This window comes from Acaryochloris sp. 'Moss Beach' (genome assembly GCF_021497025.1).
GTDB lineage: Bacteria > Cyanobacteriota > Cyanobacteriia > Thermosynechococcales > Thermosynechococcaceae > Acaryochloris > Acaryochloris marina_A.
Map to the genome: position 1 here is coordinate 3637340 of NZ_CP071717.1, position 13197 is coordinate 3650536.

Genomic DNA, 13197 nt, shown 5'->3' on the forward strand with positions numbered 1-13197 from the left:
AAGCACTTTGCCTGGGGAATGCTGGCGGCATGATTAATCTATAGCCATGAGCTTATCCTTACCCCAAACCATAGCCCTTGATTTTGATGGTGTTCTTTGCAATGGTTTGCGAGAATATTTTCTCACTACTTGGCGGGCCTATAGTAGAATTTGGCCTACCTCAACTTCAGAGCCTGCTCCAGAATTAGCAGAGCATTTCTACCACCTGCGCCCAGTGATTGAGACGGGTTGGGAAATGCCTGTACTTCTGCGCGCCATTTTGAAGGGGTTTTCCGAAGCTCAGGTGTTAGCAGACTGGTCCTCGATCCGTGATCGGATCGTTGTCGAGGAAGACCTGGATCGAAAAAGCTTGGTCCAACAGGTCGATGGAGTCCGCGATCACTGGATTGCCTCAGATCTAGAGAATTGGTTGGCCTTACATGAGTTCTACCCTGGGGTCGTTTCTGCACTCCAAACCCTTAGTCAGGATATTGAAGTCATTATTATCAGCACTAAGGAAAGCCGATTTATTTATACCTTGCTCAAAAACGCGGGGGTGGATTTATCCCGAGATCGCATCTATGGCAAAGATTGCCGTCGCCCCAAGTATGAGACCTTAAGATTGCTAATCCCAGAAGTGGCTGGCCCAATCTGGTTTGTGGAAGATCGAATAGCCGCACTGGAGCAGGTTAAGGAACAATCTGATTTGGCAGAGATTGGTTTGTTTTTAGGGACGTGGGGATACAATACGGCGTGCGATCGCAAACGTGCCCACCAAGATCAACGCATCCATGCCTTAGACCTAGAGCAGTTTTGCCAATCCCTAACCCAATGGGTTGTATAAATTATTTTGGGTTAAATAGCGGGACTCTCTAGGCCGGTATCAAGGCTAAGACAACGCCAACCAGCCCTGCTAAGACTAGTACTAGACTGCTTAAAGACGCAATGGCAAAGCCAGGACCTCGTTTCTCTGCAGCTTGGTAATACCCCCAAGCATAAAGAGCACGGCCACCCACCCATAGCATTCCTAGCCCCGATCCCCATAACGGATTGAGATAGAAGCAGAATATCCACAAAGCTGGCAGGAAGAAAATCAACTGCTCCAGCATATTTTGCTGGACTCGTAGAACCCGCTCAAAATCAGGATTGCCAGACATTTGGGGAGCTGGGATGCCGTATTTAGCGCGGGCACGCCCGACATTAATAGTGACTACAAAATACAGCAATAATGCAAGCAGACTAACGAGTGCTGGCCAAGGTGACATCAACAATACTCCTTTGTTTGATTAGGTTTAGCGACTTTTTAAGATCTCAGGTTCAGAATTACGATATATCCGTCTTCGGAAGAAAAGAGGCGCAATCTTGGCAAGGGCCATCAGGATTAATCGCACATCGTAATAAAGCTGAATGAGCATTGTACTTGCAATTTTCATCGCCTATGCTACCCATTGTATTCATCGCTCCAATGGCCAGCTGCACATACACCGCAATGTGGTGGAGTTGATAATGATTGGCTTGAAGTTGATAGCGATGTCGCCGTTCTAAGACCGTATACTGCCGACCCGCTACTTCCAGTTGTGCGCCAGGTTGGGGACTATCTTCTAAATAGAGATGGCCCAAGGATTGAGGCGGATGATAAAGATGAATCTCAGTGAGAATCTGCTGTGGCTTCATACTCAGCGTCAGGCTGCATATTGATGTTACGTTACACGTTCTCTAAGCTCGACTCAAGGGGAATCCCTGGTCCATAGGTTTAACCATCTTGGTTCGTAGACCAAAGGCTAGCAATTACCAAGTACATGAGTCATTAAGTGTGGCGAACGATTGTAGAACAGCATTTTCATCTGTGTAGATTGAAGCTGCATGAAATGAGCTGACTCTTGTTTGGATGCTTAGGGCTAAGGCCGCCATAGGAGCCAGGTTTAAGATATGAGGTCAGTCTCCACCATCTTGGAGTACTCGTTTAGGACTGGTCCCAAAAGGTGGAGTAAAATAACTATGGAGTCGCTTTATAGCTTGCTTCTGAGATATAGATTGCCCCCTTAAGATTCAGTGCCCTAAGAAAGCTGGTAGGTCTCCACTCTTTTTTCCGTCCACAATGGTTTATCTGAATTCTCTACACTGAAGATAGGTCATTATTGGCCATCTCATTTCCAGTAGTCCAAAAAGCTTGTTAGGGTGAAAACTCTATGGAAGAGGTCATATTAGCTATTTTGCCCCCTCTCAACGTTTGAAAGGTACTGGAAATTCAGATCCCTAATGGGCATAAAACCAAATGTTGAAGTGGCAGGATCAGTTCTCTCCTAATCTTGTACAGATGTAGGTTGCATTATTGGAGGTCATTTTCTATCATGCAGATGAAATTTAAAAATCTTTGATAAAGTAGATATTTAAGATCATTTCACAAAAAAAATTTACAATTTCTTCGATTTTTTGATTATGCTGAGGTGGACTCAAAACGCTTTTACTTCTTTTTAGAATGGGCTGTAGATTCAGACAAGTGGGTGGGAAGGATGAAATTATCCTTGTTTATAATCTTTACAAGCCTGTTTTAAACATGAAGAAGCACTTCTGATCCAATCGTTGTTAACTGATGCGCTTGCACCTCTTTAATATTGTCCACACTGAGCAGTTTGCATGAAAACCCGGATACTTGTTATTGATGATGATCCTGCGATTGCAGAGTTGGTTGCGATCAACCTGGAAATGGCAGGCTACGATGTAGCCCAAGCAACTGACGGGATTAAAGGGCAAGCGTTGGCCGTCCAGTTACTGCCAGATTTGATCATCTTGGACCTGATGCTTCCCAAGGTCGATGGTTTTACCATTTGCCAGCGGTTACGACGTGATCAGAGGACAGCCGATATCCCAATTCTGATGTTAACGGCCCTTAGTCAGACCCAAGATAAGGTCGAAGGATTTAATGCTGGGGCTGATGACTATCTCACCAAGCCCTTTGAGCTAGAAGAAATGCTGGCCCGAGTTCGCGCCTTACTGCGACGAACTGATCGCATTCCGCAAGCGGCTCGCCATAGCGAAATCCTCAGTTATGGCCCGCTTACTCTTGTGCCTGAGCGGTTTGAAGTTCTGTGGGTAGATAAAGTCATTAAGTTGACTCGTTTAGAGTTTGAGTTGCTGCACTGTCTGCTTCAACGTCATGGTCAAACCGTCTCTCCCAGCGAAATTCTCCAGGAAGTTTGGGGATACGATCCTAACGATGATATTGAAACAATTCGGGTGCATGTTCGCCATTTGCGCACCAAGCTAGAGCCCGATCCCCGACATCCTCAGTATATTAAGACGGTATATGGGGCGGGATATTGCTTAGAGCTTCCTCACGCGGCAGAAGTTGAGAATGCTGAAGCCACTAATGAGGAAAACCAGGCCTCTGTCACCTAAGGCGAAGACTCACGAACGGGTTCTTCTGGTAACAAGTCTTCATCAGACATGACTACTTCAACTGCTGTCTCGGGCAGTAAGCTAGTATCGCTAATGGGAAAACGATTCATGAGCTGCTGTGCTCGTCTGGCATTTTTTTGTAGCTCCTGAGACAGGTAGGGTACGTAAGGGATTTGCGAGAGTAAGTCTACCGTACGTCGCAGAATACGAACTAAATCACCTGCATCTAGGCTAGTGGCATCGCATAGATCGCTCCAACTAAGGCCTAATGCCCATTGTTCGACCAAGCCGACTAATTCAGTATCTAAGCACACAGGAAAGGGGACTTCATAGCGATGCTGTGTTTGAATCAGTTGCCGCCGTAGTGGACGTAAGGGTTTGATCGCTTGTTGAACTGTAGCGCTAGGATGGAATTTCATCCATACATCAGGCCGTGTATTGTCCACCACTAGGGCAGCACAAACGGCAGCAAGAATATGGGGATCGAGAGTATTGAGAGCTTGCGATTTGAATGCTAACCCTAACCAGAGTTCATTCTCCCCTCTAAAAGCTGCGGTGATTTGACCTAGCTCTGTAGGGTTCACATCGTCCAACCCACGGAATTTTTGGAGAATGTCTACCAATGCAATAAAAGCTTGCCATTGATGTTGAAATTGGCGATTAAATTTCGTTTCTCGATCGTGAAGCTGTCTTTCTAGGGTCGTGACCCGCCGCTGCCACCGTAGAAACTTACTATGATCCTGACGAGAAGTATGAGCAGGATGTTGGTGCATTTGAGACTTTACAGCTTGTAACTGCTGTTGTTGATGTGTCACTTCTGGCGCAGGCTGCCAAGTGCTGTCAGGAATCTGTTCTGCAACTTGAAGGCTAATGGCATCACCCTGTTTAGACTGTCCTTTTTTAGTCAGGGATGAAGGGACCGTGAGCTGTTGGATTTTTGCGGAGTGATCTAACTGCCCATCCAAATGCATCACATCACTCCGAGAAATAACGGACCAGTGATTGTCTTGACTCAAGCAAACCAAATACGGGAAATGGCCAGGGCTGGGAATAGTTGCGACAAAAACACTGGCAATAAGCGTTCTAGATTTAGGCTGGGCCAAGCTCAACAGTGCCCCCGATTCGATATGGTCCAGCAGCAGGGCTAATTCACTAGTACGAGTTTCCTGGGCTTGCTGATCCAAAATCTTCAGCAACCGGCGTTCTTCTTTGAGGCGCTGCTGCAATTTTTGATAACGCTTTAAAGCCTCCTCATCGATTGTTCCGAGCTTTTGTCGCAACAGGGTCAACTCTTGTTGCAGATCTGTGATCGCTTGTTTCTGAGGTGAAAGTTGCACGCTGGCAATATATTGACCGAAGCTTTTATCGATTAATCTTTTGGACTCATCCAAGGTGCGGGTTTGCAGCAGGTTCAGCACCATGCCATAGCTAGGTGTGAACTGGCTGACTAATGGATCCGGCCCAATTGTAGCCAGGTAGGCCGCTTCCTTCGCCCCCTCAAAAGGCGTCTGTACCGTGATCACATAGCCTTGATTATCCATGCCTCGTCGTCCTGCTCGACCAGCCATTTGCAGGACTTCAGAAGCGGTGAGTAAACGATGGCCTAAATCCGTTCGCTTGGATAAACTGGCAATCACGGTGGTGCGAGCAGGCATATTGATCCCTGCAGCTAGGGTTTCCGTTGCAAATACCACTTTGATTAACCCCGCCTGAAAGAGTTCCTCCACCCAGGTTTTCCACTGGGGAAGCAAGCCCGCATGATGAGCTGCAATACCATGTGCGATCGCAGCAAATTGTTCTGGCCGCCCCACATCGGGATGCTGCTGTCTAAAGGTCTCCATCTGCGCCTGCATTTGTGCTGATTCATCAGGGTTCAGAAGATTGAGGTGGGTCGTGGATTCGACGGTGCGATCGCAGCCCTTGCGACTAAAAATAAAATAAATTGCCGGCAACATCTCTCGCCCTCGCAAATGCTGCAATACAGCGATCACATCAGGACTATCAGCACGACGCTGATGACGATGGCCATGATGTTTTTTTGCCTGGGCCTTTAATCTCGGGTTGAGGGCTGTGTCTTGTTGATTCAATAGTGGGAACAGTCCCTTCGCATTCGCAAAGAAATAGGCCAAAGGAACAGGACGCCAATCCGATTCAATCAGTTGTGTTGGACCATGCACCCAGCTCATCCAATCCACTAGTTGTTGTGCATTGGCAACCGTCGCAGATAAAGCGATCAGTTGAATATCGGCAGGGCAATAAATAATAGACTCTTCCCAAACAGTCCCCCGTTGACGATCGTTCATATAGTGACATTCATCCAAGATGACTGACGTCACCCCCTCCAAAGAAGTATTGACCACATCAGTCAGCGTGCCATAGAGGATATTTCGGAAAATTTCCGTTGTCATAACCAAAATGGGGGCCGCTCGATTAACCGAAAGATCCCCCGTCAAGAGCCCAACCGCCTGGTCACCAAACATGTACTGAAAGTCTCTCAGCTTTTGGTTCGAGAGCGCTTTTAGCGGTGTGGTGTAAAAAACGCGTTGCCCGTTCTGCAATGCTCGATAGATCGCATATTCACCCACCATAGTCTTGCCTGACCCTGTGGGTGCCGACACGACTACCGATTGATTGGCATCTAAAGCAGCGATTGCTTGCTGTTGAAACTCATCAAGCTGATACGGGAATAACTGCTGAAATTCAGGTACTGAAATGGGCATGCCCGCTGACTCGCTAAGACCAACATTAGGGATAACTCCCTGAGCTTAAGCATAGTCTTTTACCCCGTCAGGAACTGTCTTATTTGACTAAAACTTCCCCATTCAACATGCGTTGAGCTGCTTCCAGCAAGACTTCTTCCAAATAAGGTTTCGTGAAATATCCTTTCGCCCCTAGCTCTGTAGCCATTTGTTTATGGCGAGCAGCTCCTCTCGATGTCAGCATCGCTACAGGCAAGTCCTGCAGATCATCATCTTGCTGTAGACGAGACAGTAACTCTAACCCATCCATCCGAGGCATTTCCACGTCACAGAAAACCAAATCACAGGGTAATCCAGATCGCAGTTTTTCCCATGCTTCCTGGCCATCACGGGCTTGTTCCACCCGATAGCCCACCTTATTGAAGGTCATGGACAGCAATTCTCGAACCGTAATCGAATCATCAACAATGAGTACCATCGGATCGGTAGCTTCTTCTACTTCCGTGTTTTCCAGAATACTCTTCCAGAGATTACTGTTCACCTCTAGGCGATCCAAGCACAGATCTACCAGTTCCATCACATCAGCAATGGCCATAATGCCACCATCACCCAGCACAGTGACGCCAGCAATGCCCATGGGTTTGGGAACCGGCCCCGCCAATTGTTTAATTACAATTTCCTGTTCGGCCAAAACCTGTTCAACTTCAATGGCCACCAGATCATCTGCACTGCGAAGAATGACCACTGATGCCATGCCATCATCCTTCGTATTACTAGCGTTATAAGATGAACTCCGCTTAAATCGACGACTATAGGCCAGCAATTCTCCTAATGGTTTGCAAGGCAACTGCTTATCTTGCCAGGTTACCAGCACTTGTCCATCTGCATCTTGCTGCAACTGTTCCTTGGGAATATCAATCACATCTTGCACTCCGTCAATCGGGAATGCAATTTGAGTCGAATTATCGATACAACACAAGGCCTTCGTGATACTGAGGGTCAGAGGGAGTCGAATTGTAAACGTGGTGCCCTTGCCAATCCCTGAATCGGTATTAATCACCCCGCGAATTTCATGAATACTATTGCGGACAACATCCATGCCCACTCCACGACCCGCCAAATCATTGGCCTGTTCCTGGGTCGAGAAACCCGATTTAAATAGCAAGGCATAGGCTTCTTGGCGAGATAGGGTGTCGGCCTCATCTTGGGTCAGTAAGTTCTTCTGGACGGCCTTCGCTTTCACACGCTCAACATCAATTCCAGCACCATCATCCATGATCGAGATAACAGCTTGATTACCCTGATAAAAGGCCCGTAGTTTGATGACTCCTTCTTCGGCTTTACCCAAAGATTGGCGAATGTCAGGTGCTTCAATGCCATGAAACAGCGCATTATTCACCAAATGTGTCAGCGGATCATATAACCGCTCCAAAATACTTTTATCAATTAGAGTGTCACGACCTTCCAATTCCAGCCTAGCTTTTTTACCACACTTCATGGAAATATCACGGACGGCTCTAGGGAGTCGTTCTGCTACTTGGGAAAAAGGCACCATCCGCGACTGGGTTAGGCCTTCCTGTACCTGAGTTGTAATTTGACGGAACATCCGTGTAACTTGTTCGGTTCCCCCAACAATAAACTCAATATCAGAGGCCGCTTCACGCACCCGAACAATGCGTTCAATCATCTCTTGGGATAAGGTGTGGAACCCCGTGAAACTATCCATTTCTAGGGCATCAAATTGCTGGCCTGTGGAATGACCGCCAGAATTACCATTTGCACCGTTTCCACTGGCAACCGCCTGCTGTTGGCGACTACTCAACAATGAATTTTCCAATAACGAACGCTCATACAGATCTTCCATATTGCGCCCTAGATCATTCAATTGCTGAACCTGCAACAACAAATTATCCAAAAACTGCCGTAAACGATTTTGGCTATCTTCTAGGGAGTTACGGCTAACCACCAACTCGCCAATTAAGTTTCCTAGATTGTCCAATTGCTTCACAGGAACTTTCATGGTTTGTGCAATGGCACTCCCCCGCCGCGATGGCTTAGTACCTGTGCGCTTTTGTGGCGCTTTGGCCTGTTCCTTAGCCTTTGTTGGACGACTTGGCTCTTCTAGAAGTTTTTCAAGATCATTGAAGTCATCATTTGATGGGGCCACAGCGGGAGCAGTGGCCCCATTTGTTGGTGTTTCAGCCAACAAGGTGTCTAAGTTAGAAAAATTATTGTCTGTAGCAGCAACGGGCTCAGGAACTTCAGCAGTCGTGGATGTGTCGAAATTTAATGCCGGTTCATTGAACAAGTCATCAAGGAAAGAAGCTCCCGTATCTGCATTTGTCGAAGCACTCGTGTCTTCTTCCGCAAATAAGCCTAACCAATCTTCAGTCTCAGTCTCGGCTGAACTCGTAACTCCTAGGTCACCAAAGTCTAGTGCAGGCATTAAATCTAACAGTGCGGCCATCGGCTTCACATCTGCTGCACGTTGCGCTAAAACTAAGTCTCTTGCTTCTTTAATATTAGGAACGATCACTCCTGCAAGAGTCGCAAAGGAGTTGCTGGAGTCAGCTACGACAACACCTGCTACTTCTAAGAGTTCAGCCCAACCTTTTAGCTGAAATTCCTGTCCGACTTGGCCCAGATCCTGACAGATCTTGGTTAATGTCTGGCGATTTTCTGGTGTATCAGGCTGTTTGAATAATCCCAGAATCTCTCGCAAATATTGCAAAATATCTGTTTGAAAAAGTTCAAGACATTGAGCATCCAACACCTCTGGCTCGGCAGTTGTTTTCTGCGGTGTAGGTGCAGGGGCATCACTTAATAGAGCGCTGATATCAACGCCTGGACCTGCTATCTCGGTCAGATGGCTGTCGATTTCAGAAAAAACCGGGTCGATTTCCGATATGGTCTTGGCTGACAACTCATCCGACAAGCCAAAGGACTGCTCTAATTCTTCCGTCAGAATATGGAGGGCATCAAAACTTTTAAATAGTAAAGACTCTAGTTTCTGATCGACCGGAAGGTCATGCTCTTTCAGTACTTTGAAGTAATCTTCCAACCGGTGAGAAATATGCTGCATGCTGTAAATACCCAGCATTGCAGCCCCCCCTTTCACTGAATGAGCGGCTCGGAATACTTCATTCAAAGATTCAGGATCGGCAACAACGGTCTGCAAATTCAGCAAACCATGCTCGATTGTATTGAGGTGCTCTTTAGCTTCCTCAATAAAGTAGACCATAATCCGCTGTTGTTCTGGCTGCATTACCATCTTCCTTAGGATGCTGTAAAACGATAAGTCAAATTGATGATTTAGAAATTAGGCTACAAAGCCCTAGAATTCAGTGCCTTCCACTCTGAATCGCTCCACTGAAGACTGAAGTTCACTAGCAACACTCACCATACCTCTCAGAGAATCAGACACTCGTTGAGCTTCTTGTGAAGTTTCTTGGGCAGTTAATTCCACCGACTGCATCACTTGAGATACATAGCGGGAGGTTTCGGTTTGCTCAGCAGTCGCTTTGGTAATCGAACCCACCAACTGATTAATTTGTGATGAGACTTGAATAATGTCGTCCAACGAACGCTTGGCTTGCTCCGCCCGTTGGGTTCCTTCGATAACTTGTTGGGTTCCTTCTTCCATGGCCATCATCACAGAGCTTGTTTCACCTTGAATTTGCAAAACAATTTGCTCAATTTCTTTGGATGATTTGGCAGCCCGATCGGCTAGTTGACGGACTTCATCCGCAACAACTGCAAAACCACGACCCGATTCACCTGCACGAGCAGCCTCAATACTAGCGTTCAAGGCCAGTAGGTTCGTGCGGGAGGCAATTTGTGAAATTAATCCAACAATTTTAGAAATTTCTTGGGAAGATTCAGCAAGACGCTTCACTTTTCGGGTACTTTCAGCCACTGTTTCTCTAATCTGGAGAATACCAGCCACTGTACTTTCTACAGATTCCCCACCCTTCAGAGCAGCTTCAGTCGCCTTTTGAGCCACCTGGTCTGCAGAACGAGCACTTTCTGCAACCTGCTGAATAGAGGAGGTCATCATTTGCACAGAATTTAGCGAGACTGCCAACTCTTCAGCTTGCCGTAATGCATCAGAAGATAAGCCCCGGGCAAATTCTTCGTTTTCAGCTGCCCCTTTATTCACTTCCTGGGCCGCTACTTTAACCTGTTTAACAATCTTTTGCAGGTTATAAATGGTGAGGTTAAAAGAGTCAGCAACCGCTCCTAAAATATCGGCAGTTACTTCTGCTTGAACCGTCAGGTCTCCACGAGCGGCCCCTTCTACATCATCCAGCAGACGAATCACTTGTCGCTGTAGGTCTTCTTTGGCCTTTTCCTGTTCTTCTGCTTTGCGCTGTACTTCAGCAGTGGTTGACTCAATAAAACGAGTCATTTGGTTAAAACTGGTGGCTAACTGACCAAATTCATCTTTAGAAAACTCAGTGGCCCGAACACTCCAATCGCCTTGGGCAACGGCAGTCAATTGAGTTTGCAAATCATTCGTTGAAGACTTGATTTGCCGGGTCATAATTTGTCCGAGGGCTAGGGTTGTCACACCACCCGCCACACCAGCTGCCAGTGCTCCCGCTCCTGTCGTGGCCATAGATTGAGAGCTGAGTTGGCCTGCCCCTACAACCGCTAACGCCGAAACGACTCCAGCAGTTGTCGACATAATAATTTGCTTTTGCTGCAATGAGGCATTAGAAAAAGGAGCTAAAATTCCCCCAGGCTTTTTGGACAGGGCAGCCCCTTGGCCATCAGGGAAGAAGGCGCTCCCATCCTGGGACTCTCCTAAAAATCCTGACTGTGATGACGCGGCCAAGTCGGACGAAGGAGGTAGATCATCAATGGCTAACGCTTGCGCATTCTCCGCTACATTGATTAATCCCGTATCTCCAATCAAATCCTGTTCATCTTCAGCCAAGTTCAGCAAACTGGGATCAAGATCAAACTCGGTTGCTGGATCAAAGGTGTCGATTTCCGCATTCCCTTCGAAACCATCCATAGATAGTTCTTCAGATAAATCAATCCCAGACATGGGGAACTCAGTTTGATCGATTGAATCTGAGAAATCTAAGTCTGCAGATTGCGTTGTATTCTCCCCTGCCAAATCAAAGGGCTCATCCCAAGCGTCAGCATCAGTATGGGAGGACTGTATGGTATTGTCTACACCACTAATATCAGTAAATTCACTTTGAATAGCATCGCTTTCGGAATCGCTGAAAATACCGGACGGCCGAGTATCGGAACTTTCTGAGTCGGATGTTGAATGGTTTTTGTTCATGAGTAACGTATCGTCTTCTCCATCAGCAAAACTATCCGAAACCAACGGCTGTCTGTTAGTGTTCCCAGAAACCAGAGGAGCGGACACATAATCATCAAAGGGGTTTGAATTGACTGCAAATGGATTGTCATCTGCAGTTGAAGACTCACCATCAGAATTTGTCTGAAGTGAGGATGAGGGTTGGGTAACTACTGGTTCACCCAATGGCGACTCATTTCCATTCGTCATGGTCAAAGCAGCACTGTTGTTATCGATAGAGGGCATCGACTCAGAATAGCCATAGCCCGATTCAAGGTATCGAGTTGAATCCGCCAAACTGTTGCGAGCACAATCAAGCAACTCTGGATCATGAGTCAACTCTAATACAGACTTATATTGTTGGTTTGCAATTTCGTATTTTTGAAGACAACTATATATATGTCCTCGGAGTAATCGCAGATTTGGATCGTCAGGATACTCTTTTACTAACTGGTCTGTCGTTTCGGCAGCTTCCTGGTAGTGACCTTTCATATAGTCACTTACTGCTTGTTGATAGTCCTGAGTATATCGAGTACTTAATGACATCTGTCTGCTCCTGCCACTGGATGAGTCGAAATGCTAACTGAAGCGAATAATCTGCGGAAATTTATGATAGAGAATGTTTAAAAACTACCTGAGATGAATTAAACCACTAAGATTGAACAAAACTAAGGAATGATGTTGAAGAATATCCTCTAGACCTGCCAAGTTTAGTCATTTCCCTTACATCTTCATGGGGTTAAGTCGCCCACCGGGCTGATCTCAAAATTGCTTCTGGATCCAACAATCGTAAATATTGTTCGGACTCATTGAGTATCCATTCTCCTTTCAAGAAAGGAGCCATATTGTCTGGCGCACTGAGAGATGGACTCAGCCTGTCAGCATCTAGCCAATCCATATCCATCACCTTGTCAACAGCCAAACCAACGGTAATTTCTTGGGATTCGATCGCAATGATCGATATTTCCTGGCAATCTGTATCTAAGGGTTTAGGATGACCTAAGAACTGACCAATATCTGTTACCCAAACAACTTGACCTCGCAGATTCAAGACGCCCATCAGCACAGGAGATACATTGGGAATCGGTGTAATCTGATCTGGCGCTAACGCCAGCACTTCCCGAATGCCTTGGGCTGGTAATGCAAATTCTTGGCCTGACTCTATGAAGAATCTTAAGAATAAGTCTCCTTCAGGATTTTGTAATTCCTGCAGATTGGAGAGCTGATTAGTATCTGTATCTGCAACAATATCTTGGTGACTGACCATAAGGACCTAACCTTCTAGTAATTGCCTAACTATGACTAGTAATTCTCGCGGTTGTATCGGCTTGGTCAGATAAGCATCTGCCCCTTGTTTCATCCCCCAGTACCGATCAAAGTCTTCTGTTTTTGAGGAACAAATTACAACTGGTACATTTTGAGTTGTTGGGTTAGACTTTATTTCGCGACAAACCTCATACCCATTTTTTCGAGGCATGACGATATCTAGGACCACAATATCAGGTTGCGTTGATTGGATTTGCTCAAGCGCTTCTACTCCGTCTGTTGCGATCAAAACCGTGAGTCCCATGTCTTCGAGAGCATTGCTCATGAGTTGTCGCTGTGTAATACTGTCATCAACTACTAAAACTTTTTGCATTTATTGCTACCTGACATCTTCGCTAGGGCTACTCACATTTAAGTATTGGCTGCTACGGTAAAGGTGAAAGTGGTCTGAGTAATTTGACAAATAGTATTAGTCATTTACCTGAGTAGACTAGTTTCAAACAGAACAGCCAAGAACGAAGTTATTGAGGGTGATTT

9 protein-coding genes are annotated in these 13197 nt (G+C 46.3%); 2 read left to right on the plus strand and 7 right to left on the minus strand.

The window, feature by feature from the left end; all coding sequences use genetic code 11:
* The first annotated feature begins 46 nt into the window (after nucleotides 1-46).
* Nucleotides 47-823, plus strand: a complete 777-nt coding sequence (locus tag HRE53_RS17175) for an HAD family hydrolase (RefSeq protein ID WP_212664519.1) — start codon at nucleotides 47-49, stop codon at nucleotides 821-823.
* A 28-nt stretch (nucleotides 824-851) separates the two neighbouring features.
* Here HRE53_RS17175 and HRE53_RS17180 read toward each other — a convergent pair whose 3' ends face one another.
* A complete protein-coding gene (locus HRE53_RS17180; RefSeq protein WP_212664520.1) occupies nucleotides 852-1244 on the minus strand; it encodes an MAPEG family protein in 393 nt (130 codons plus the stop codon).
* Nucleotides 1245-1302: 58 nt separating this feature from the next.
* Nucleotides 1303-1653, minus strand: a complete 351-nt coding sequence (locus tag HRE53_RS17185; protein WP_212664521.1) for a DUF6464 family protein — start codon at nucleotides 1651-1653, stop codon at nucleotides 1303-1305.
* Between the two features lie 963 nt (nucleotides 1654-2616).
* On the opposite strand from HRE53_RS17185, the gene HRE53_RS17190 reads away from it, so the two are divergent.
* The gene (locus HRE53_RS17190) at nucleotides 2617-3378 is read left to right on the plus strand and encodes a response regulator transcription factor (protein WP_212664522.1); all 762 of its coding nucleotides are present in this window, start codon (nucleotides 2617-2619) and stop codon (nucleotides 3376-3378) included.
* Here HRE53_RS17190 and HRE53_RS17195 read toward each other — a convergent pair.
* The 5 genes from HRE53_RS17195 to HRE53_RS17215 all read right to left on the minus strand — a co-directional run bounded on the left by HRE53_RS17195 (nucleotide 3375) and on the right by HRE53_RS17215 (nucleotide 13033).
* On the minus strand, nucleotides 3375-6098 hold the full coding sequence (locus HRE53_RS17195) for an RNA helicase (RefSeq protein WP_235107317.1): 2724 nt from the start codon (nucleotides 6096-6098) through the stop codon (nucleotides 3375-3377). The genes HRE53_RS17190 and HRE53_RS17195 overlap by 4 nt on opposite strands.
* Before the next feature lie 79 nt (nucleotides 6099-6177).
* Nucleotides 6178-9342, minus strand: a complete 3165-nt coding sequence (locus HRE53_RS17200) for a hybrid sensor histidine kinase/response regulator (protein WP_235107318.1) — start codon at nucleotides 9340-9342, stop codon at nucleotides 6178-6180.
* Nucleotides 9343-9411: 69 nt separating this feature from the next.
* On the minus strand, nucleotides 9412-11940 hold the full coding sequence (locus tag HRE53_RS17205) for a HAMP domain-containing methyl-accepting chemotaxis protein (RefSeq protein ID WP_212664525.1): 2529 nt from the start codon (nucleotides 11938-11940) through the stop codon (nucleotides 9412-9414).
* 193 nt (nucleotides 11941-12133) lie between these two features.
* Nucleotides 12134-12661: a chemotaxis protein CheW gene (locus HRE53_RS17210; RefSeq protein WP_212664526.1), complete on the minus strand. Its 528-nt coding sequence runs from the start codon at nucleotides 12659-12661 to the stop codon at nucleotides 12134-12136.
* 6 nt (nucleotides 12662-12667) lie between these two features.
* Nucleotides 12668-13033 (minus strand): PleD family two-component system response regulator, encoded by a 366-nt coding sequence (locus HRE53_RS17215; RefSeq protein WP_010472888.1) that lies wholly within the window; start codon nucleotides 13031-13033, stop codon nucleotides 12668-12670.
* Between the last annotated feature and the right edge of the window lie 164 nt (nucleotides 13034-13197).